This window comes from Clostridium sp. JS66, assembly GCF_033561535.1.
Classification (GTDB): domain Bacteria; phylum Bacillota; class Clostridia; order Clostridiales; family Clostridiaceae; genus Clostridium_AM; species Clostridium_AM carboxidivorans.
Window position 1 is genome coordinate 2,441,493 of record NZ_CP131467.1, and the last position, 22,670, is coordinate 2,464,162.

At 32.9% G+C, this 22,670-nt stretch carries 19 protein-coding genes; 16 read left to right on the top strand and 3 right to left on the bottom strand.

All coding sequences use genetic code 11. The features are described from left to right. Positions 1-3 precede the first annotated feature (3 nt). On the top strand, positions 4-1,938 hold the full coding sequence (locus Q6H37_RS11525; RefSeq protein WP_318742056.1) for a sigma-54-dependent Fis family transcriptional regulator: 1,935 nt from the start codon (positions 4-6) through the stop codon (positions 1,936-1,938). 184 nt (positions 1,939-2,122) lie between these two features. Further along, entirely contained in the window at positions 2,123-3,196 is a 1,074-nt protein-coding gene (locus tag Q6H37_RS11530; RefSeq protein ID WP_318742058.1) for a 2,3-butanediol dehydrogenase, read from the top strand. A gap of 96 nt (positions 3,197-3,292) precedes the next feature. Here the strand turns inward: Q6H37_RS11530 and Q6H37_RS11535 are convergent, their stop codons facing one another. Continuing rightward, the gene (locus tag Q6H37_RS11535) at positions 3,293-3,952 is read right to left on the bottom strand and encodes a TetR/AcrR family transcriptional regulator (protein WP_318742060.1); all 660 of its coding nucleotides are present in this window, start codon (positions 3,950-3,952) and stop codon (positions 3,293-3,295) included. A 306-nt stretch (positions 3,953-4,258) separates the two neighbouring features. Here Q6H37_RS11535 and Q6H37_RS11540 point away from each other — a divergent pair, with 306 nt between their 5' ends. From Q6H37_RS11540 to fliD, 11 genes are all read left to right on the top strand, one after another. Then, positions 4,259-5,584: a glycine/sarcosine/betaine reductase component B subunit gene (locus tag Q6H37_RS11540; protein WP_318742062.1), complete on the top strand. Its 1,326-nt coding sequence runs from the start codon at positions 4,259-4,261 to the stop codon at positions 5,582-5,584. A 15-nt stretch (positions 5,585-5,599) separates the two neighbouring features. Continuing rightward, positions 5,600-6,913: a betaine reductase selenoprotein B gene (gene grdH / locus Q6H37_RS11545; protein WP_318742064.1), complete on the top strand. Its 1,314-nt coding sequence runs from the start codon at positions 5,600-5,602 to the stop codon at positions 6,911-6,913. 75 nt (positions 6,914-6,988) lie between these two features. Next, a complete protein-coding gene (locus Q6H37_RS11550; protein ID WP_318742066.1) occupies positions 6,989-8,479 on the top strand; it encodes a BCCT family transporter in 1,491 nt (496 codons plus the stop codon). 96 nt (positions 8,480-8,575) lie between these two features. Next, complete coding sequence (gene trxB / locus Q6H37_RS11555; protein WP_318742068.1) at positions 8,576-9,523, top strand: thioredoxin-disulfide reductase; 948 nt, start codon at positions 8,576-8,578, stop codon at positions 9,521-9,523. A gap of 14 nt (positions 9,524-9,537) precedes the next feature. Beyond that, positions 9,538-9,861, top strand: a complete 324-nt coding sequence (gene trxA / locus Q6H37_RS11560; RefSeq protein ID WP_318742070.1) for a thioredoxin TrxA — start codon at positions 9,538-9,540, stop codon at positions 9,859-9,861. Positions 9,862-9,890: 29 nt separating this feature from the next. Further along, positions 9,891-10,367 carry a glycine/sarcosine/betaine reductase complex selenoprotein A gene (gene grdA, locus Q6H37_RS11565; RefSeq protein WP_318742072.1) on the top strand — a complete coding sequence of 159 codons (477 nt, stop codon included), beginning with the start codon at positions 9,891-9,893 and terminating at the stop codon, positions 10,365-10,367. 95 nt (positions 10,368-10,462) lie between these two features. Continuing rightward, entirely contained in the window at positions 10,463-12,001 is a 1,539-nt protein-coding gene (grdC, locus tag Q6H37_RS11570) for a glycine/sarcosine/betaine reductase complex component C subunit beta (RefSeq protein ID WP_318742074.1), read from the top strand. Between the two features lie 62 nt (positions 12,002-12,063). After that, a complete protein-coding gene (gene grdD, locus Q6H37_RS11575) occupies positions 12,064-13,218 on the top strand; it encodes a glycine/sarcosine/betaine reductase complex component C subunit alpha (RefSeq protein WP_318742076.1) in 1,155 nt (384 codons plus the stop codon). A 35-nt stretch (positions 13,219-13,253) separates the two neighbouring features. After that, positions 13,254-13,814, top strand: a complete 561-nt coding sequence (locus tag Q6H37_RS11580) for a DUF3841 domain-containing protein (protein ID WP_318742078.1) — start codon at positions 13,254-13,256, stop codon at positions 13,812-13,814. Further along, positions 13,790-14,374 (top strand): DUF3841 domain-containing protein, encoded by a 585-nt coding sequence (locus Q6H37_RS11585; protein ID WP_318742079.1) that lies wholly within the window; start codon positions 13,790-13,792, stop codon positions 14,372-14,374. The genes Q6H37_RS11580 and Q6H37_RS11585 overlap by 25 nt, the downstream gene beginning before the upstream one ends. Positions 14,375-14,839: 465 nt before the next feature. Continuing rightward, positions 14,840-15,571, top strand: coding sequence for a flagellar filament capping protein FliD (gene fliD / locus Q6H37_RS11590; protein WP_318742080.1), 732 nt, complete (start codon positions 14,840-14,842; stop codon positions 15,569-15,571). A gap of 970 nt (positions 15,572-16,541) precedes the next feature. Here fliD and Q6H37_RS11595 read toward each other — a convergent pair. After that, complete coding sequence (locus tag Q6H37_RS11595) at positions 16,542-17,096, bottom strand: GNAT family N-acetyltransferase (protein ID WP_318742081.1); 555 nt, start codon at positions 17,094-17,096, stop codon at positions 16,542-16,544. Positions 17,097-17,387: 291 nt separating this feature from the next. Here Q6H37_RS11595 and Q6H37_RS11600 point away from each other — a divergent pair, with 291 nt between their 5' ends. From Q6H37_RS11600 to Q6H37_RS11610, 3 genes are all read left to right on the top strand, one after another. Continuing rightward, positions 17,388-19,010, top strand: coding sequence for a spore germination protein (locus tag Q6H37_RS11600; protein WP_318742082.1), 1,623 nt, complete (start codon positions 17,388-17,390; stop codon positions 19,008-19,010). Positions 19,011-19,097: 87 nt separating this feature from the next. After that, positions 19,098-20,270, top strand: coding sequence for a Ger(x)C family spore germination protein (locus Q6H37_RS11605; RefSeq protein ID WP_318742083.1), 1,173 nt, complete (start codon positions 19,098-19,100; stop codon positions 20,268-20,270). A gap of 16 nt (positions 20,271-20,286) precedes the next feature. Then, complete coding sequence (locus Q6H37_RS11610) at positions 20,287-21,402, top strand: endospore germination permease (protein ID WP_318742084.1); 1,116 nt, start codon at positions 20,287-20,289, stop codon at positions 21,400-21,402. A 58-nt stretch (positions 21,403-21,460) separates the two neighbouring features. On the opposite strand, the gene Q6H37_RS11615 is transcribed toward Q6H37_RS11610, so the two are convergent. Beyond that, the gene (locus tag Q6H37_RS11615) at positions 21,461-22,627 is read right to left on the bottom strand and encodes an iron-containing alcohol dehydrogenase (RefSeq protein WP_318742085.1); all 1,167 of its coding nucleotides are present in this window, start codon (positions 22,625-22,627) and stop codon (positions 21,461-21,463) included. Positions 22,628-22,670 lie beyond the last annotated feature (43 nt).

Here is a 22,670-nt window from a genome sequence, read left to right on the forward strand (position 1 = left end):
GATATGGAAAATTATGAAGAATTTATAACTTTTGCTTGGAATGAATTTATTAATAAGGGATGTATAAATCCTAAGGTAAGAGGAGAAATAGCAGAGTCGTGGAAAAGGTGTATGGGCTATGAAGTAAATCCTATGGATGGAAAGGGAAATGATAAATATAAGGCTTCAGAAAAATTAAAGGTTGAAGAAAATGCACAATTGATTTCAGTGGCACATCCTATAATTGAGAATATATACAACATTGTTCAAGGCTCAGGCTTTGCCATAATGCTTGCAGATAAAGATGCATACATAATGGATATAATTGGTGATGATGATATCATGAAGATGGCAGATGAGCTGAACTTTGTTAAAGGGCAGCTTTGGACAGAAAATGTTGTGGGAACTAATGCCATTGGAACAGCACTGTTTTTAGACAAGCCAGTACAAACTATAGGAGCCGAACATTTTGGAATACACCAACATAGTTGGACTTGTTCCTGTTCACCTATTCATGATGAAGAAGGTAATATAATAGGATTTATTAATATGTCAGGAAATGTTCATAGTGCTCATTCTCATACGCTTGCTATGGTTACATCTGCAGCTCAGCTAATAGAGAAGCAGATGGCACTGACTATTTCCAACAATCTTATGAATATTACTTTTGATTCTATATGTGAAGGTATGATTGTCATAGATGAAAAATTAAATATTAAAAGAGTAAATGATAGAGCTGTTGAAATATTGGAGATAAACCATAAAGAAATAATAAAAATGAATATTAAACAGTTAATGAGTAGTGTGAACTTTAGTGAGATAATAAGTGAAAATATTATATATTATAATAATGTAGAGTGTGATTTTTATATAAATACGAAAAGAGTAAAGTGCATAATAAATGCTGTGCCAATGAAAGTAACAGGTAAGGCTATAGGAATAGTTATAACCTTTAGAGAAGTGCAGGATGTTCATAAATTAGTAAGTAAGGTAATTGGCTACAGCGCTTCTTATAATTTCAACGATTTTATAACTGAAAATGAAAGAATGAAAGAAATAATAAACTTTGGTAAAAAAATAGCTAGAAGTCATAGCAATGTTCTTATTGAAGGGGAAAGTGGTACAGGTAAGGAACTCATAGCTCAATCCATTCATAATTATAGTGAAAGAAGGGAAAGACCTTTTGTTGCTGTAAATTGTGCATCCATACCTAGAGAGCTAGTGGAAAGTGAACTCTTTGGATATGAAAAAGGGGCTTTTACTGGAGCTTCTAAGGAAGGTCATCCTGGAAAATTTGAAATTGCAAATGGAGGTACAATATTTTTAGATGAAATTGGAGAACTGCCTTTAGATATACAGAGCAAATTACTAAGGGTACTCGACAATAATAAGATTATAAGAGTTGGTGGAACCTATGAAAAACAATTGGACATAAGGGTGGTAGGTGCTACTAATAGAAACCTAAAAGAAGAAATAAAAAGGAAAAACTTTAGAGAAGATCTTTATTATAGATTAAATGTGATGAGTATAAAAACTATACCTTTAAATGAAAGAAAAGAAGATATAGATGTGCTAGTTAAGTATTTTGTAGAAATTTTAAATGCTAAAAGTAAGGATCAACATAAGAAAGTAAATAAAAGTTATTTAGATAAATTAAAAAAGTATAATTGGCCAGGTAATGTAAGAGAACTTAGAAATGTAGTAGAGAGAGATTATTATTTAAGTGATGAGTATTTTGTTACTTCTTATGATGAAGAAGAGATAACATCTACTAAGTATGTAGATGTATGTGATAAAAAAGAATCAAGTATCATTCCAATGCAAATATTGGAAAAAGAAACTATTGAAAATGCCATTAAGATTTGTGAGGGTAACATAGTAAAAGCTGCAAATTATTTAAATATAAGTCGTTCTACCTTATACAGAAAAATAAAAAGATATAATATTAACAATGATTAAATAAAAATGTGCCAAAATGAGAAAAACAATTTTTTCCTGTCAATATGGCACAGCCTTAAATGTGTCAATATGATACACCTAAAATAGAAAGAGCTTGATAATGGGCTTTTTCTATTTTGGCATGATATTTGCTAAATATATCTGTGAATGAATTAACAATTATATTGAATTTGGAGGTATTATTATGAAAGCAGCATTATGGTATGATAAGAAAGATGTTAGAGTTGAAGAAATTGAAGAGCCAAAGGTAGTAAAGGGATCAGTAAAAATCAAGGTTAAATGGTGTGGAATTTGTGGTTCCGATTTGCATGAATATTTAGGAGGCCCTATATTTATTCCAGTAGGACAACCTCATCCTTTAAGTGGTAATACAGCTCCTGTAGTTTTAGGTCATGAATTCTCAGGAGAAGTTGTAGAAATAGGTGAAGGAGTTACAAATTTTAATGTTGGAGATAGAGTAGCTGTGGAACCAATTGTAGCTTGTGGTAAATGTCCAGCATGCAGGGAAGGAAAATATAATCTTTGCTCATCTCTAGGTTTCCATGGACTTTGTGGAAGCGGTGGTGGATTTGCAGAATATACTGTATTCCCAGAAGAATTTATTCATAAAATTCCAGATAATATGTCTTATGAACAAGCTGCATTAATAGAACCTATGGCAGTAGCGCTTCATTCAATAAGAATTGCTAATTTTAAAACTGGAGATACAGCTTTAGTATTAGGATCAGGTCCAATAGGTCTTGCAACTATTGAATGTTTAAAAGCAGCTGGTGCTAAACTTGTAGTTGTTTTACAGAGAAAATCAGTAAGACAGGAATATGCAAAAAGAGCTGGTGCAGACGTAGTTCTAGATCCAAATGAAGTTAATATAGCTGAAGAGGTTAAAAAGCTTACAGATGGAGTTGGTGTTGATGCAGCTTTTGAAACTACTGGTGCTAAGATAGGTTTTGATACTGGACTTGATTCATTGAAGTTTGAAGGAACTATGGTAATAACAAGTATTTGGGAAGGCGATACAAGCTTTAATCCTAATGTTTTAGTATTCTCTGAAAAGAAAATAGTTGGAACACTAGCTTATAGACATGAGTTCCCAGCAACAATTGCACAAATGAGTGATGGAAGAATAAAGGCAGAAGGATATATTACAAAGAAAATTCTACTAGATGATATAGTAGAAGGAGGCTTTGGTGCTTTAACTGGACCAGAAAAGAAATCACATGTAAAAATACTTATAACTCCAGATAAATCACTTTTATAATAGTTTTATATTTGCTAGCCAGGTATTTATGTAGAAAGTCAAACCGCCGATTTTTATATCGGCGGTTTTTTATTAATCTGAGAATAGATTTCTATTCTATTTTTGTATTATAAAAGAGTTTAAAATTTGTCTAATATATCCAAGTGTTTTTTGTGATACATCCTCTATTTTTAATTGATTTTCTGAATTTAAAATTTTTACCAGCATTCCATGATATAGCAGTATTGTCATTTCATTAACATAATTTAAATCTGACTTGTTTAGATAACCCTCTGATTGAATTTTTGATAATAATACTAAATTTCTTGCATATAAATCAGTACTTAAAAGCATTGGCATTAGCTCTTCTAGTTGCCCAACTAGTTCTTCAGGAAAAATGGAATAATACTCTTTAATTATCTGTGATAGGGAATTATTGCGCTTTCCAAAAAAAATATTGTTATATATTTGAGGGCGTGAAAAAGAGTATCTGCAAAAACATTCCCATATTTTATAATACCTTTCAAGGCTGTTATTTGCTGACTTTATGTATTCTTTTAAGTTTAAGATATATTCTTTAAGATGCCTTATTGAGGCAAACAGTATAAGTTCATCCAGGCTTTCAAAATAGTTGTAAAGGGTAGCACTATTATATCCTGCCAAATCGGCAACTTTCCTTATTGTAACGAATTCAATTCCTTCCTCATCCATGATTTGAACAGCAGCATCAATAAAATAACTCATATTTCTATACCTTTTTATTTCTCTTTTATCCATTTTGTCCTCCAGAAATGTTTAATTGATATATTCTATTATAACATATAGTAAATGTATTACTTAATCTTATAGGATGTATTTCAAATTTCTATAGCATGAAATCTTGAAATGCAGTCAATGCAATCCTTTTCAACTTTATTAAAATTTATAATAGAATGGATTTGATAATTTAATAACAAACAATCACGATTATTAAGTAATCATGATTGAAAAAGCAAACATGATGTGATACTATTTATTCAAATAGTACTATTTAGACAATTTCAACAATTAAAAAATAATTTTTATGGTAGAGGAGGTCCAATAATGAAACTTGAAATTGGAAACTTTCATGTTAAGGATATTGTTTTTGGCAGCTCAACAAGTTATAAAGAGGGCATTTTAACAATTAACAAAAAAGAAGCTTTAGATTATGTATTGGAAGATGAACATATTACTGAGGCAGATCTCTTAATTGTAAAGCCTGGGGATAAAGTGCGTCTTGTTCCTGTAAAGGAAGCTATTGAATGCAGAGTTAAGGTTGATGGGTCTACATTATTTCCAGGTGTAACTGGAGATGTAATTCCAGTTGGAGAGGGTCGTACACATGCACTTAAAGATTGCAGTTTGCTTGTAGTTGGCAAGCATTGGGGTGGATTCCAGGATGGATTAATAGATATGAGTGGTGAAGGTGCAAAATATACTTACTATTCACAACTAAAAAACATAGTGCTTGTAGGTGATACAGATGAAGATTTTGAAAAGCATGAACAGCAGAAGAAAAATAAAGCTTTAAGATGGGCAGGACATAAGCTTGCTGAATATATAGGAAGCTGTGTTAAAGATTTAGAGCCTGAAGATATTGAAACTTTTGAATTGGATTCTATTATAAAAAGACCTGAAAATGTTCGAAAACTTCCAAGTGTTGTATTTGTTATGCAGCCTCAATCACAAATGGAAGAAATGGGATATAATGATCTAGTTTATGGATGGGATGCAAATCATATGGTTCCAACATTTATGCATCCAAATGAAGTATTGGATGGAGCTGTGATTTCAGGAAGCTTTATGCCATGTTCATCAAAGTGGTCAACTTATGATTTTCAGAATAATCCAACTATTAAAAGACTTTATGCAGAGCATGGTAAAACACTTAACTTCTTAGGAGTTATAATGTCAAACCTTAATGTAGCATTAGAGCAAAAGAAACGTTCAGCTTTATTTGTAGCTCAAATGGCTAAATCTTTAGGTGCAGATGGAGCTATTGTAGCTGAAGAAGGATATGGAAATCCAGATGCAGACTTCATAGCATGTATAGTAGCTTTAGAAGATGCTGGAGTTAAAACTTGTGGAATCACTAATGAATGTACAGGAAGAGATGGAGAATCTCAACCTCTAGTTTCTTTAGATATAAAGGCAGATGCTATTGTATCTACTGGAAACGTTTCAGAGTTGATAGAACTACCTCCAATGGAAACTGTTATAGGCGAACTACAATCTTTAGCTAGAGATGGTTTGTCTGGCGGTTGGTCAAATGATGAAATATTAGGACCTTCAGTAAGAGAAGATGGTTCAATTATTATGGAAAACAATGCGATGTTCTGTGGGGATCAGGCTGTTGGTTGGTCACCAAAGACAATGAAAGATTTTTAAGGGGGTGCAGCTTAAATGAAAAAAGCAATTTTATATTTGAACCAATTCTTTGGCCAAATAGGTGGAGAGGATAAAGCAGATTTTCAACCAGAAATAAAAGAGGGATTAGTTGGACCAGCTTTGGAATTAAACAAAGATCTTAAAGATGCTGAAGTAACTCACACAATAATATGTGGAGATAACTTCATGGGTTCCAATGAAAAAGAAGCAGTAGAAAAAATACTAGGATTTTTAGAGGGAAAAGAATTTGATATATTCTTTGCAGGACCTGCATTTCAAGCAGGTAGATATGGAAATGCTTGCGGAGTTATATGTAAAGCAGTAAAAGAGAAATTTAATGTACCAGTAATATCATCTATGCACATTGAAAATCCTGGTGTTGAGATGTTCAAAAAAGATGTTTACATCTTTATAGGTGGAAATAATGCTGGAAGAATGAGAAAAGATGTAAAGGCAATGGCTAACTTTGGAAATAAAATACTTAGTGGTGAAAAGCTTCTTTCTGCAGAAGAAGAAGGCTACTATGGAAGAGGCAAAAGACATCAAGTTTGGCTTGAATCAGGAAAACCAGCTGCTGATAGAGTAGTTGAAATGATGATAAAGAAACTAAATGGTGAAAAATTTGAAACAGAACTGCCTATTCCTAAAATGGATAGAGTTCCAATAGCACCAGCTATTAAAGACTTAAGTAAGGCAACTATAGCTTGTGTAACAACTGGAGGTATAGTTCCTGTAGATAATCCTGATAGAATTCAATCTGCTTCAGCAACAAGATGGGGTAGATATGATGTGTCAAAGTTAGACAGATTAGAAGGTGGAGTATTCAAGACAATCCATGCAGGATTTGACCCAGCAGCAGCAGATGCAGACCCTAATGTAATAGTTCCATTAGATGCTTTAAGAGCATACGAAAAAGAAGGAAAAATAGGCAAACTTCATGAGTATTTCTATTCTACAGTTGGAACTGGAACTACTCAAGGTGAGGCTGCTAGAATGGCAAGGGAAATTATTGTGCATTTAAAGGAAGCCAATGTAAATGCAGTTGTACTAACTTCCACCTGAGGAACTTGTACACGTTGCGGTGCAACAATGGTAAAAGAAATTGAAAGAGCTGGCTTCCCAGTTGTTCAAATGTGTAATTTGATTCCTGTAGCAACAACAGTAGGATCAAACAGAATAGTACCAACTATATCCATTCCATATCCACTTGGAAACCCTGCAGATTCTAAAGATCATCAGTGGAAATTAAGATATCATAGAGTTGGTGTAGCTTTAGATGCTCTTGCTACTGATATTCAAGAACAAACTGTTTTTAAAGTAAAGATCTAAATCAGTAACTAAATAGGTCTTGTTAAAATGGATGAGACCTATTTAGATTAGTTTTGTGAAGGAGGAAAATTAATTATGTCAAATGAACAAAAAGCAAAAGACCGCTCGGTTCTCTATGTTTCCGCAGGTATAGCTCTGGTATTTGTAGCATTTAGTATAATCCTGCCTTCTCAAATGGCTAAAACATCGAATGGTGTGTTATCATTTTTAACTACTAATTTTGGTTGGCTATATCTTTTATCAGTATTTATATTTACAATATTTATATTTGTTATTGCTCTCAGCCGTTACGGTAAAATTAAGCTGGGGAAAGATGATGAAAAACCGGAATTTACAACTTTCCAGTGGTTTACTATGCTATTTGGAGGGGGAATGGGAATCGGAATGGTTTTTTGGTCCATTGCTGAACCTATAAGTCATTATATGGCACCACCTGTGGCGCAGCCAGGAACTCCACAAGCTATGCATGATGCTATGAGAATTGTATTTAATGATTTTGGTATTCATGTTTGGATTATTTATGCGGTTTGTGGTTTAGCTCTAGGTTATTTTCAGTATCGAAAAGGGCTTCCTTGCTTAATTAGCTCGGCTTTTTATCCAATCCTTGGTGATCGCATTCGCGGACCTATTGGTAAGACCATTGATGTAATAGCGGTATTTGCTACGATGTTTGGTGTAGCGACAAGCTTGGGACTAGGAGCTGGCCAGATTGCAACAGGAATAGAGTATATCTGGGGAATTAAAGCTACACCTGGTATGACTGCTATTATTATTGCAATTATGACAGCAATATTTACGCTTGCTACTGTATCTGGATTGCATAAGGCGATGCAGGCTGTTGCTGACGTGAAGGTATGGCTTTCAATTGGATTTATGGTATTTATTTTCCTATTTGGTGGAATGGTATTTATACTAAATACTTTTACACACACACTTGGTGATTATATTCAAAACTTTATAGGACAGAGTATGTGGATGGGCAATATTGAATGGACTAAAGCTTGGCCAGTATTCTACAGAGCTTGGTATATTGCGTGGGCAGGATTTGTAGGTCAGTTCATAGCACGTGTTTCCAGAGGCCGTACTATTCGTGAGTTTATACTTGCATCAGTGTTCTTACCTTCTGGTTTCTGCTTCTTATGGCTTGCAATCTATGGTGGAGCTGCATTTAATTTAGATGCATTGTCAAATGGTGCAATTCAGGCAGCTGTTAAAACTAATATTTCCACTGCTTTATTTGTAACATTACAGCATCTACCACTTTATGTTATCACTGCGCCATTGGCTCTTATCCTAATCATTACGTCTTTTGCAGGAGCTGCTACTTCAGCTACGTATGTATTAAGTATGCTGACATCTGGAGGAGATTTGAATCCAAGTAAAAAACTAAGTGGATTTTGGGGAGTTGCTCAAGGAGCTGTTACTATAATGATTATTTTAGTAGGAGGAACTGCTGCAATAAAGACACTTCAAACGGCTTCCATTGCTGCTGCCTTTCCGTTTATGCTGATTATGCTTGTCATGTGCTATAGCATATACAAGGCTCTTCAGGAAGAGAAAGTTTAAGGAATAAATAGTAGTATTTAAAAATGATAAATTAAAAGTATATTTAACTAAGTAGTAAGTAAATATTATTGAAATATTTAAGAAAGAAGGTGCAATATGAATAATATTTATGATGTTATTATAATTGGATCTGGTCCAGCAGGACTTTCTGCAGCTATATACTCAGCGAGAGCTAGACTAAAAACTTTGATACTGGAGAGAGTCAAAGTAGGCGGACAAATTGTAATTACAGATGAAGTAGCTAATTATCCAGGATCAGTTCAGCATGCTACAGGACCAAGTTTAATTGCTCGAATGGAAGAGCAGGTTGAAAGCTTTGGTGCTGAAAGGAAAAAAGATAACATAAAAGAAGTTGATTTTAGTGGAAAGATAAAAAAATTAAAAGGTGAAAAAGAAGAGTATTATGCTAAATCTGTAATTATTGCTTCAGGAGCTAACCCTAGAAAAATTGGTTGTCCAGGAGAAAATGAATTGATAGGTAAAGGTGTATCTTACTGTGCAACTTGTGATGCTGAATTCTTTGAGGGCTTAGAAGTTTTTGTAGTAGGTGGAGGAGATTCAGCTATTGAGGAAGCTATTTATTTAACAAAGTTTGCTAAAAAGGTTACTATAGTTCATAGAAGAGATGAATTAAGAGCTGCAAAATCAATACAAGAAAAGGCTTTTAAAAATCCTAAAATTGAAATAAAGTGGAATTCAGTAATCACTGAAATAAAAGGTGATGGAATAGTGGAGTCAGCAGTATTTAAGGATACTAAAACAGGCGAGTTAAGCGAATATTTTGCAGATGAAGAAGATGGAACTTTTGGAATATTTGTATTCGTTGGTTATTTACCTACAAATCAATTAGTTAAAGAACTAGTTGATACTAGTGAAGCAGGATATATTGTAACTAATGATAAGATGGAAACTAATATTGAAGGTGTATTTGCAGCAGGAGATATTAGAGAAAAACCATTGAGACAGGTAGTTACAGCTGCTGCTGATGGTGCTATAGCTGCTGTACAAGCAGAGAAATATATAGAAAAAAATTTTGAAGAATAGAGGGTGAAGTTAATATGATAATTTTAGACAAAGAGACATTTAATGGTGAGGTTTTAGAATCTGAAGGTTATACACTTGTTGATTATTATGGAGATGGTTGTGTACCTTGTCAGGCTTTGTTGCCAGATATAGAAGAATTATCGGTTAAATTTGAAGGAAAAGTTAAGTTTTGTAAATTAAATACTACAAAGGCTAGAAGATTAGCTATTTCACAAAGAGTACTTGGACTTCCTACAATTATACTTTATAAAGATGGACAAAAAATTGAAGAAGTTATAAAGGATGATGCTACAAAAGCAAACATTGAAGCAATGATAGTTAAACATATTGGTGCTTAATTAAGTATATTATACGAGGAGGAAGAATAATGAGTTTATTAGAAGGAAAAAAAATAATTGCAATAGGTGACAGGGATGGAATTCCAGGTCCAGCTATCGAAGAATGTGCTAAAAGTGCGAAGGCAGAAGTTGTATTTGCTTCCACAGAATGCTTTGTTTGAACAGCCGCAGGTGCTATGGATCTGGAGATCCAACAAAGAGTAATTGATTTAACTTCAAAATATGGTGCTGAAAATGTGATTGTGTTAATAGGAGGAGCTGAAGCAGAGGCTTCAGGACTATCAGCAGAAACTGTAGCTGCTGGAGATCCAACTTTCGCAGGACCACTTGCAGGAATTGCATTAGGTCTTGGAGTGTATCATGTAGTAGAACCAGAAGTTAAAGATGAATTTGATGCAGCTGTTTATGATGAGCAGTGTGGAATGATGGAAATGGTTCTTGATGTTGATGCAATTATTAGTGAAGTAAAGCCTATTAGAGATGAATATTCAAAGTACAATAAATAGTCATCAACAACTTTAACGGTCTAAAAATGGCATGCAGAAATGCATGCTGTTTTTGAATATACAATAACTGAACATAATGAATGGAGGTTTTAAAAATGAGTTTTCCAGTAATAAAAAAAGCGGCGTATGTATTAGTAAATACACCAGATATGATATTGCACAATGGTACTACTCAAACCCTAGAAAGAGAAACAAATCCAGAATCGGAATATTTAAAGGAGATACAAAATCACTTAAGATCTTTTGAAGATGTTGTTAGTTATGCACCAAATCAAACTTATATTGGAAACATGACTCCAGAAGAATTAAGTGAAAGAAAAAGACCATGGTATGATGAAAAGGTTGAAGGTTTGTCCAGATTTGGTAAGTTTGGTGAAATCATGCCTCAAGATGAATTCTATGGTTTGATGAAGATAAGTGACGTATTTGATCTTGTTTTATTAGAGAAGAATTTCACAGAGGCTGTTAGAGAAAAGTTTAAGTCTCATGCTGTTTTAAAGATTAAAGCTGACGAGTTAAAGGAAGGAATAGACTTATCTGAAATAGAGAAGCTAATAGAAAATCATATAGCTGAAGGGTTATATGATAATGGCAAGCTTGTTGGTTGTGTAAAAAGAGCTCACGAATTTGATAAAAATCTAACTTCACATATTATTGTTGAAAATTTAGCTGTTAAGGCATCTGGGGTACTTGCATTAATGCATCTAGTAAAGAACTCAGGGGTAGACGTTAATCAGGTAGAATACTTAATTGAATGTTCAGAAGAAGCCATAGGTGATATGAATCAGAGAGGCGGCGGAAACATAGCTAAGGCTTGTGGCGAAATTGCAGGAATTAAAGGTGCTACAGGTTCAGATATGAGAGGCTTTTGTGCGGGTCCTTCACATTCAATAGTTGCAGCAGCAGCATTAGTTAAATCAGGAATTTACAAGAATGTAATAGTTTTTGCTGGTGGAGCTACTGCTAAGCTTGGAATGAATGGTAAAGATCATGTTAAAAAGGGATTACCTGTTTTAGAAGATTGCTTAGGAGGATTTGCAATACTAATATCTGAAAATGATGGTGTGAGTCCAATTTTAAGAACAGATGTAATAGGAAGACATAGCATTGGACATGGTGCTGCACCACAAGCAGTTTTGGAAGCATTGGTTTCAGATCCATTAAGTAAGAATGGACTAAAAATTACCGATGTTGATAAATTTGCTCCAGAACTTCAAACTCCAGATTTAACAGAACCAGCAGGAGCAGGAGATGTTCCAACTCAAAACTATAAGATGATAGGAGCGCTTGCAGTAAAGAGCGGACAATTAGAGAGAAAAGAGTTAGCAAATTTTGTTGTAAAACATGGATACCCAGGATATGCACCAACACAAGGTCATATACCATCAGGAGTACCTATAATTGGTCATGGTATTGAACATATAATGGCAGGAAAATTAAATAACTTTATGTTAATAGGAAAAGGAAGCTTGTTCTTAGGAAGAATGACTAACTTGTTCGATGGAATTTCAATTTTGGTTGAAAAAAATAATGGTGATTCAGATAGTTCGGCTGCAGCAGTTTCAAAAGAAGAAATTAAGAACATGATAGCTGAAGAATTAAAAAAATTTGCATCTAAAATGATGGAAGAATAAATAATGGTATTATAGACATTAGGAAGTATTGAATAGATGCTAATAAAAAAGGAGGGAGCAACGTGGAGCAAACTAAAAAAGTAATTGCAGAAGTATTTGATGAAATAGCTGATGGAATTATAAGTGGAAGTTTCGGAAAAAGAGTTAAAATTGGATTAACCACTTTTGGTTCAGAACATGGTGTTGAAGAGATGATGAAAGCTGCAGCACTTGCCAAGAACAAATATGGTGATTTTGATATAGTTTTAATAGGTCCTAAAGTTGAAGGAGACTTTGAAATAGTTGAAGTTAGTGATGCTGAAGAAGGTCATAAAAAAATGGTGGAATTGTTAGATAATAAAGTAATAGATGGATGTGTCACTCAGCATTTTGATTTTCCTATAGGGGTTTCAACAGTTGGAAAAGTTATTGCACCAGGTTTAGGAAGAGAAATGATAATTGCCACAACTACAGGAACAACAGCTACTCATAGAGTTGAAGGAATGATTAAAAACACTATAAATGGAATATCTGTTGCAAAAGCTTGCGGTATTGAAGATCCTAAGGTTGGCATATTAAATGTAGATGGAGCTAGAGGAGTTGAGAGAGCACTTAAAGAATTACAAAGTAGAGGATATAAGTTTACTTTTAGTGAATCCTTGAGAGCTGATGGGGGTTCAGTTATGAGAGGAAATGACCTGCTGGCAGGAACACCTGATGTTATGGTTTGTGATTCATTGACAGGAAATTTATTAATAAAGATATTTGCTTCATTTACAACAGGTGGAAACTATGAAACTACTGGATATGGATATGGTCCAGGAGTAGGAGAAGGCTATGATAAGATAATTAATATAGTATCAAGAGCATCTGGAGCTCCATTAATTTGTGAAGCATTAAAATATTGTGCACTTTCTGCAAAAAATAATTTACTGCAGCTTGCTGATATTGAGTATAAAAATGCTAATGCAGCGGGTTTAAAAGAAATAATAGGAAAAATACTTGAAAAAGATAAACCAGCAGCTGCAGCAGAAGAAGTTAAGATGCCACCTAAAAAAGTAGTAACATACGGAATACCTGGAATTGATATTCTTGAGCTTGAAGATGCTTGTAGATCACTTTGGAAGGAAGGAATATATTCTGAGAGCGGAATGGGATGCACTGGTCCAATAGTTTTGGTAAGTGAAGATGAAAGCGAAAACGCTGTTAATATACTTATAAAGAATGGATTTAAATAGTCCTAATTTAAGACCTTTCATAGTAAGGTGATTTTATGGGAGAAAAAATAAAAATATGGACCAGACAAGATGCAAGCATTCTTGATGTTTTAGAGGATGAAGGAAGGTATATTGCAAAAAGAGAATATATAGAACAGAAACTAGAAGATTGTGCAAAATATTATCTTGAGGTGTATTCTTGGTACACTAGGAAAGCAAGTGAAATAGTTGATAAACCTCAAGATGTAAAATATCCTATATGGGTTTCGGTAACTTCTGATTTTATGCTTCAACAGACGCCTGATACGGTTATATTAGAGCTTTTAGTGGATAAGAATTTGGTTATTGTAACGGATTCAGAAAAATGGGGTAGGATAGTTAATTTATGGTATGTTCCGCTAAATAAGAAGGATGAAGATGCATATGATAAAAAACTTAAAGATTATGGAATATCAAATCACTCAAATGCATATATGAGCAGTTTTTATCCTCAGCTTAAAAGTGAAATAATAAAAAGCTGGAACAGACTATTTGATAATTCTTATTCATTGTCAAATTTGAAACAGGGTACAATTTGGGAGGTGAAAAAAGAATGGGTACAAAGAGTGATAAGATAATATTGTATACTTCCCAAAGTCCCATAGTTATTAAGACTTTACTTGAACAGAAGGTATGCTATGTAAAAAGAGAATATATTGTAAAAAAGTATCAAGAGGTTTCCGGTATATTTTTAGAGGCATATAATTGGTATATAGATAAAGCACAAAATATTGTAAAAAAGCCTGAACATGCTGAGTATCCATTTTGGACACATACTAAAGTGGATTATGCTGGATGGTATCCAGACAATTACCTACTTTCTTTGGAAGTGCCTGTAGAAGAATGTGTTTTTTTTAGATATGAAGATTGGAATAAGATTTTAAATCTAAAATATTTAGCTGCTGATGAAAAAGATGAAAGAATACACAAAGATATATTGACAAAGTTTAATATTTCAATTGAGTCAGACATATTTACCAAGCCTTTTTATCCAAATTTGAAACCAGAAGTAAAAAGAAGCTGGGATAACTTATTTAAATACGATAAGTTAATAAAATCAGGAGTTATGCAGGAAGAAGATTTTCAATCAAGCTTATGGAAGCTTGCAAAAGAATGGATTGTTGATATTAGAAAATAAGAGAAAAAAATTAATAAGCAGGGGAGCTTAAAATGTTCCCTTGCTATATTTATTTGTTTACAAGAATGTATTTGTAAACAAATAAATGAAGTATAGAAGTTTAAGGTTAAATACATTTTCATTTGTAAATCTTTCCTATATTATTTCAATATTTTTTTAAAAATTTAGAAAAAACTTTTTATTGTTTGTAAATGGCACATCAAATTGTGTCTATAAAGATGAAAAATTTTTTTACTTGCTTAACTAATGTTAATAATTTATTCATAAATAGACATATTATTGCCATTAAATTGACACATATTACACATATTATATACATATAGGTTAGTTATTTAATTTTACTAAAAAATTTAAGTGGAATTTTAGATGCAATTAAGAATAATAAAAAGAAATGTAAAATTAATTGTAACTTTGTATGATGTAATATGACTAGGTACAATGATATCTATGAAGGAGGAGAGGTTTATGTCAAGTATTTCATCTTTACAACAATATCAAATGTCCAGCATGCAAAATGAGTGTTCAACATTATTAGGAACGTCGTCATCTGACCCAATTATACAAAGTATAGAACAAGCAATAAGTCCAACAAATTTGTATGAAAAAGGACAACAAGCTTTACAAACTAATACTGTAAATAGTCAAGCATCTTCAGAACAAGCCAATATATTAGCTCAATTTAGTGCTTGTGCTAATGATTTATATCAATGTTCAAGCCAATTACAGACAAATACTGATTATGGAAGTGTGGTTTCTAATACAGTTAGTTCGGTAAATAATGACAATATAAAAAGTTTTGTGAATGCCTATAATTCTATGGTTAGCTTTGTTAGTGAGAATCAGCAATATCTAAATACATCCATACTGAATAATTTATCTAATGATTTCAATAATGCTTCCTCAGATTTACAGTCTATAGGTATTACAAAAAATAGTGATGGTACATTAAACATAGATCAAGATACTTTAAATGATGCATTACAGAATAATGTATCAACAGTACAATCAGCATTTAGTAGTTTTGATGGAATAGCAGTAACAGCTGGTGGAGATGCCCAAGCTATTACAGAAAGTTCTTTATCTACATATGCTAATCAAATAAGCAGCACAAGTTCAAATAGTTCTGAAGTATATAATAATCTTGTGGAACTACAACAAGATTATCAATGGTCATCACTGATAAATTCATTTGCATAATAAGCATAATGCAACATAACTAAAAGTGCAGTGGAAGTTTGAATTTTAACTTTTACTCCGTGATATATGATAAGTGCTTCATCACGGCTAAATATTTTAATTATTCTAGAGCTTGAAGATTTGGAAAACCTAAGAACTTTGTCAAACTCGGTTCCCTCAAACAGGACTAAAGTTCTAAGGCTTTCCAAATCTTCAAGCTAAGAATAATATTAAAACAATTTAGCTTATGTGATAAAACACTTATCATATATCACTGCATAAAAGTTAAAATTCAAACTAGCAAGTTCAAGTGTATGCACCTAATTGCATAGTTATAGGTAATTTTAGTAAGGAAAATTATATTTATAACTATAAGTTATAATGCTTAAAATTTAATACGGAGTATGCTTATATACTAATAAAATCAATTGCTTTCTACTTTATGGTAACACTTTTAAAAATATCGAGCATTTAGCATATTATAAAATATTTAAAATGCAATTAGTAATCAATCAGCTTATTATTTTGCAGACTATTCAATAATATATTGTCAAAATAGCTAAAATTTGAATACACTAGGTAATAAGTATTATGTGTACACGCAATGTACTAAGAAGTAACTTTCAACTGTATGCAGACTGATATATGCTGTGAAGGAAGATGCGAGCGAATTTTAGAAGTTGTTAAGCAGAGAGCTAAAATCTATGATTTTGTGCGAATCGCTTACTCCTCTGAGGAAACGAAGAGAAGTTTCCTTACTTGATCTTAAAAATGGCGTAATTTTTGCCAGGACGGCAAAAGCTCCGAAAGCGACAGGAGGTCGCATTTGAGGAGGTAGCCATTTTTCAATATCTCAAGCATTAGAACTTTTTAATGAAGTGAGTTTTTCTTCACAGCATATATCAGTTGGAATACAGTTGAAAGTTACTTCGCTTACATACGTTTGTGTCGCATAATTTTTAAATCGCGAAAGTTGAATTGCATAAGTATTTTATTGCATTTCATCATTTAATAGTGCCATGCGTATATGATCCTCCCATTTATCGTTTATTTGTAAGTACTTAGAGGCTAATCCTTCTTTATGAAATCCTAATTTTTCAGCTACCCTTAACGAAGCTTTATTTTTAGGCATGATGTTTGCCTCTATTCTGTGTAATTTATATTGATTAAATATAATATCGATACCTTTTCGAGCTGCTTCTGTAATGTAACCTTTATTGGTCTCGGATTCATCCATATTATAAGCAATATGACAGTTTAAAAAATTACCTCCTATTATGATATTAAAAATAACAGAACCTATTATTTTGTTAGTGCAATCTTTTTTAAAAATCCAAAATTCTACTAAACTGCCATTGGTGAAGGCAAGAAATTTGTCATCTAATAAATTTTCTTGAAATCCTAAAGTATAAAAACCTTCAAGTCTTGACGGTTCCCATTCTTTTAAGAAATTCTTATTTCTTGAATAGAAATCCAAAACTGATTTAGAAAATTGCTTGTCCAATATTTTTAAAGTAAGTCTTTCTGTCTCAAAAATTATTTCCATAAAAACACTTCCTAAAATTTTATAATATTACTTTATGCATTAGTTTAACTTTTATATTTTTCTCATAATAGTAGGAGCTTTTTAGTTTTTATACTTATACATTAAAATTATTTTTTTATTATACATATAATTTGTGTCAGTTTAGTGACAATTGAATGCCGCTTATGAATAAGTTGTTAATATTATTTGCTTTGATAATTTCCATATCCATAAAAAGCTAGTATGTGAATAATTCTAATTGTATTAAACATACTAAATCTATAACTTAGTTGTTCTAAAGGAGGTTTTATTATGTCAATTTTGAAGTATTTTCATAAAGTGAAAAAAAATAAAACTAAACAACAGCATGAGAAAATTGAAGAAAAATTGCAGCAGAAGATAAAACTTTCCTTAGATCTGAGTTCCAACATTAACAAAGTAAAAGAAAAAATGGGATTTTCAAGTGATGTAACAGTTAGAGAATTTACTGTTGATCCAGGAACTGAAATGAAGGCAGCAGTTATTTTTATTAAAGGTTTAGTTGAAAGAGAGGTTGTTAATGAACAAGTTATTGGGGCATTAATGTTAAATGATAGGTTTAGTAGTGTGAAAGATAATGTTGAATTTTTTCAAACTATAAAGGAATATGGCATACCTAATACTTACCTAAATGAAGAATTTGATATTAATAAAATAGTAAGTCAATTAATTGATGGAAATACTGTCCTGTTGCTGGATAAAATGGACAAAGTACTCATAATAGGAAGTTCAGGATGGAAAGATAGAGCAGTTTCTGAACCAACTTCTGAAAATGTAGTAAGAGGACCAAAGGATGGTTTCACAGAAAACATAGAAAACAATACTGCACTAATAAGGCGTCGTATAAAAAGTCCTGATTTAAGAGTTGAATTATTTAGGATAGGTACAAAGACTAAAACAATGGTATTAATGGTTTATCTTGAAGGTACAGTAAAAGAAGGGGTAGTGCAGGAAGTTAGAAAACGTTTGGGAAGGATTGAAATTGACGGTATACTTGAGAGTGGTTATATTGAAGAATTAATAGAAGATACTCCTATGTCTCCATTTCCTCAAATAGAGCATAGTGAACGACCTGATAAGGTTTCATCAGCAATATTGGAAGGAAGAGTTGCCATTCTTGTAGATACAACTCCTTATGCACTTATGGTTCCTACAATCTTTTTTCAGTTTATGCAGGCGGCAGATGATTATTATGAACGATTTCCCATAGGGTCCTTAACAAGATGTGTTAGAATTGTGGCTTATTTTGTTTCAGTTACTTTTCCTGCAATGTATATTGCATTAACAAGTTTTCATCAGGAAATGATTCCTACCACCTTGGCATTATCAATTGCAGCTTCCCGTGAAGGAGTACCTTTTCCCAGCATAGGAGAAGCATTTATGATGGAAGGTACATTTGAAATTTTAAGGGAGGCAGGTTTGCGTTTGCCTAGGCAGGCAGGTCAGGCTGTAAGCATAGTAGGAGGTCTTGTTATAGGTCAGGCTGCAGTTCAAGCTGGTATTGTTTCGCAAGCTATGGTAATTGTAGTATCCATAACAGGAATAAGTTCTTTTGCCATTCCAGCTTTTAATGCAGCAGCTTCAGGCCGCTTGCTTAGATTTCCTTTAATGATGCTAGCCTCCATACTTGGACTGCCTGGTATACTGGCAGGATTGAGTATAATAATTATTCATTTAAATAGCCTGCGTTCTTTTGGTGTAAACTACATGGAGCCTTTTGTATCAGCAAATAAAAATGAATTTAAAGATATTCTTATTAGATCTCCATGGTGGAGAATGAATCGACTTCCTAAGTATATTGCTAGAGGGGGGATTAGAAGAGAGATGCCTAATATGAAACCAGAACCAAAGGCAGATTCTGGTGAAGGTAATGATAATAAATCAAGTGATTATTAGCTTACATGGAGTGATTATCATCCAATTTGATAGAAGATTGGGGGAGAAATCAGATAATCTTGTTTTAGAGCAAAAGGAGAGGTGAAGATGAGGAAGATAGCCCTTATACTAGTTCTTATACTTTCCATTTTACAAACTGGGTGTTGGAATGCTAGAGAAATTGATGAACTTGGTTTTGTACTTAGTATCGCCTTAGATAAAACTAGTTCTGGATTTAAAGTAACAGCACAAATGGCAAGTCCAGAAACTTACAGCAAGACACCATCAGGTACTGGAACTACCCAAAAGCCTAAACCTTTTTGGGTAATTACAAGCAATGGTAAAACCATCTTTGAAGCAGTACGTAATATGGCTGCTGTATCTTCCCGCCGTATTTTTTGGTCTCATATCAAGGTAATAATTATAAGTGAGCAGCTGGCAAGAGGAAATACTCTTGAGATATTTGATTTTTTCGTTAGAAATCCTGAACTTCGTTTAAGAACTTTAATTGCAGTTACCCCCGAGGAAGCATCAAAGCTTATTGACGTTGTGCCTATAATGGAAAAGGATCCAGCACAATACTTGGAAAAAATAATTAAAAATGAAAAGTTAACTGGTAAATCCTATAGTATAATGTTAAAAGATTTTATGGAAGATTATCTTGATCCAAGTGTAGGTCCAGTAACTTCCAGAATTATTTTTGATAAATCAAAATCAGAACCAGTTTTAAAAACCAGTGGTGCATATGTTTTTGACGGCAATAAATTGTCTGCTACACTGAGCGAAAAGGATACAAGAGGACTTTTATGGATTAAAAATAAAATGGATGATTCCATAATGGTTGTAAATTGTCCATATGATAATAATCCTGTAACATTGGAAATTAAAAATGCTAAGTCATCCATTAAAAGTTACATGGAAAAGGATGTACCCCATTTTACGATTAATGTTAAAGTTGATGCTAATATTACTGAGCAATCTTGTCTTACAGATTTTAATGATAAACAGAAACTTCATGAACTGGAAATTGCACTTGGAACAGCCATTTCTAAGGATATACAATCTACCATAACAATGGCAAAGAACATGCAAGTAGACTTTCCGGGCTTAAGCCGCACATTACATAAACAGCATAAAGAGCAATGGCATCAAATATCTTCTCAATGGGATAAACTTTTTAGAAATAGTGAAGTTGCTGTTGATGTAAAAGTAAAAATTCATCATGTATCTTTGGCAAAGCCACTAGAACCAATAAAAACTCAAAAGAAAAATGCACAGTAAAGGAGCAATAGGTAATATGGTGAAACAAAAAGAAGTAATTAACAATAAGCAGTTTAGAGATATTATTATTGCCTTTATGTGGCCTGCAACAATCAATTATGGAAGTGGTATTTTAGCTAGAGAAGTGGGACGTGACATGTGGATAAGCGGAATTATAAGTATAGTTACCATACTTCTGTTTACTTATATTGTTATTTATGTTGGAAAACAGTTTCCAGATAAAACAATGGTAGAATACAGCCATAAGCTTTTAGGACGTGTATTTGGAAAAATTTTAGGATTGATGCTTACAATATATTTTTTCCTTCTTGCAGCTAGTTCAATATCAATGTACATACACCATCTTAGTGATTTCTTATTGCCTCAAACACCTTTTTTGGTGGTGTCTACACTGCATATTTTTGTGATATGCTATTTAGTATGGAAAGGACCTGAAGTCATTGCAAGAACAAGCGTCATTGCTTTTGGTGCAGCTATAATTTTTTATTTACTAGTTTTTATGGCTTCTTTAGCTGAAATAGACATTAATAGGATTACACCCATTTTTGACTCAGGAGTTATGCATGTATTTAAATCCAGTTTAAAAGGGGATACATTTGTTGGTCCTTCCCAAATGCTTATAGCAATGATTTTCCCAATGATCAGTAACAAGAAAAAAGCTTATGGTGCAGCTGCTTCAGGTTTATTAATTGGAGGTTCATTCTTTATTTTCTATTTTATTGTAGAATTGATGGTAATGGGGCCTCAGGTGGTAGCGTTAATGCGTATTGCCAGCATGGATTTTGTAAGATCTATTCAGATTACTCAATATCTACACCGTTTTGAATCATTTATGGTAGCTTTATGGTATTGGAGTATAATGAATCAAGCAGGGGTTATGACATTTTGTTCTTTAGAATCTTTTTATCAAACTACTGGAATAAAGAAGAGAAGTCCATTTATTATTGCTGCTTTTGGTTTAATTATGATAATTGTTACATATTATATAGGTCATGATAGGGTACTATTTTTAAAGTTAAGGGAACATATATGGCAGTACATTTCTCTTCCAGTTGATTTTGCAGTACCCCTAATACTACTTTTTGCATTGGTTATTAAAAAAATGCTTCTATCTTCTAAAGATAATAAATAAACACATATCATATGGGTTTAATACCATCTGATATGTGTTTGTTTTTAAGGTTTATAGATTAAAAAGTGCAATCCTCACCAGTAAATGTGCATTGGAATAATTTTTTCATTTGGTCAAAATCTATTTCTCTTGGGTTAGAACCTGTACATGCATCTGTAAGAGCATTTTTAGATATAAAGTCTACATTTGCATTAAAATCTTCTTCAGTTATACCATAATCTTTTAATGTTGATGGAATATCTAGCTGTTTATTCATATCTCTAATCATAGCTACTAATGAATCTGTTAAGTCAGCATCAGTAGTTCCAGTTAATCCTAAAGTTCTAGCTATAACAGCAAATCTGCTTTCAGAAGCTTTTCTATTAAATTGAATTACATATGGAAGATATATGGCATTAGCACATCCATGTGGAATATGGAAAACGGCACCACTTTTATGAGCCATACTGTGTACTATTCCAAGTAAAGCATTTGAAAATGCCATTCCAGCTAGGCATTGAGCTATATGCATTTCATTTCTTGCTTCTTTATCTCCATTATAGGATTTAATTAAGTGTTCTCTTACCATAACTATTGCCTGCATTGCAAGTGGATCAGAAAAATGAGATCTTGCAGATGCAACATAAGCTTCAATAGCATGAGTTAAAGCGTCCATTCCTGTGTGAGCAGTTAATTTAGGAGGCATTGTTTGAGCCAAGGCTGGATCTATGATAGCTACATCAGGAGTTAAATTAAAATCAGCTAAAGGATATTTTATTCTAGCTTTGTAATCAGTAATTACCGAGAAAGCTGTAACTTCAGTAGCAGTTCCACTTGTTGATGGTATTGCTACGAATCTAGCTTTTTGTCTTAATTCTGGTATTCCAAAAGGAATTACAGCTTGTTCAAAAGTAAAGTCTGGGTATTCATAGAATATCCACATAGCTTTAGCAGCGTCTATTGGAGATCCGCCTCCTATTGAAACTATCCAATCTGGCTCAAAATCTCTCATTACTTGAGCACCATTAAAAACAGTTTCAACAGATGGGTCTGGTTCAACACCTTCAATTAATTTAACTTCCATACCAGCTTCTTTTAGGTAGTTTTCTACTTTTTCAAGAAAACCAAATTTTTTCATTGAACCGCCACCAACAACTACTACAGCTTTTTTTCCCTTTAAGTTTTTTAATTCAGCTAAAGAATTATCTCCGAAATAAAGATCCCTTGGTAATGTAAATCTTGACATTTTTTACCCTCCTTTATTTTAAAAAAAATTATAATTATGTATT

Bases quoted from the DNA above. Each gene is read 5' to 3' on its own strand.
- Q6H37_RS11595 (WP_318742081.1), bottom strand. From the start codon at position 17,096: ATGGAAATAATTTTTGAGACAGAAAGACTTACTTTAAAAATATTGGAC.
- Q6H37_RS11580 (WP_318742078.1), top strand. From the start codon at position 13,254: ATGGGAGAAAAAATAAAAATATGGACCAGACAAGATGCAAGCATTCTT.
- Q6H37_RS11535 (WP_318742060.1), bottom strand. From the start codon at position 3,952: ATGGATAAAAGAGAAATAAAAAGGTATAGAAATATGAGTTATTTTATT.
- grdC (WP_318742074.1), top strand. From the start codon at position 10,463: ATGAGTTTTCCAGTAATAAAAAAAGCGGCGTATGTATTAGTAAATACA.
- Q6H37_RS11550 (WP_318742066.1), top strand. From the start codon at position 6,989: ATGTCAAATGAACAAAAAGCAAAAGACCGCTCGGTTCTCTATGTTTCC.
- Q6H37_RS11610 (WP_318742084.1), top strand. From the start codon at position 20,287: ATGGTGAAACAAAAAGAAGTAATTAACAATAAGCAGTTTAGAGATATT.
- Q6H37_RS11540 (WP_318742062.1), top strand. From the start codon at position 4,259: ATGAAACTTGAAATTGGAAACTTTCATGTTAAGGATATTGTTTTTGGC.
- Q6H37_RS11525 (WP_318742056.1), top strand. From the start codon at position 4: ATGGAAAATTATGAAGAATTTATAACTTTTGCTTGGAATGAATTTATT.
- Q6H37_RS11615 (WP_318742085.1), bottom strand. From the start codon at position 22,627: ATGTCAAGATTTACATTACCAAGGGATCTTTATTTCGGAGATAATTCT.
- Q6H37_RS11600 (WP_318742082.1), top strand. From the start codon at position 17,388: ATGTCAATTTTGAAGTATTTTCATAAAGTGAAAAAAAATAAAACTAAA.
- Q6H37_RS11530 (WP_318742058.1), top strand. From the start codon at position 2,123: ATGAAAGCAGCATTATGGTATGATAAGAAAGATGTTAGAGTTGAAGAA.
- fliD (WP_318742080.1), top strand. From the start codon at position 14,840: ATGTCAAGTATTTCATCTTTACAACAATATCAAATGTCCAGCATGCAA.
- trxB (WP_318742068.1), top strand. From the start codon at position 8,576: ATGAATAATATTTATGATGTTATTATAATTGGATCTGGTCCAGCAGGA.
- Q6H37_RS11605 (WP_318742083.1), top strand. From the start codon at position 19,098: ATGAGGAAGATAGCCCTTATACTAGTTCTTATACTTTCCATTTTACAA.
- trxA (WP_318742070.1), top strand. From the start codon at position 9,538: ATGATAATTTTAGACAAAGAGACATTTAATGGTGAGGTTTTAGAATCT.
- Q6H37_RS11585 (WP_318742079.1), top strand. From the start codon at position 13,790: ATGGGTACAAAGAGTGATAAGATAATATTGTATACTTCCCAAAGTCCC.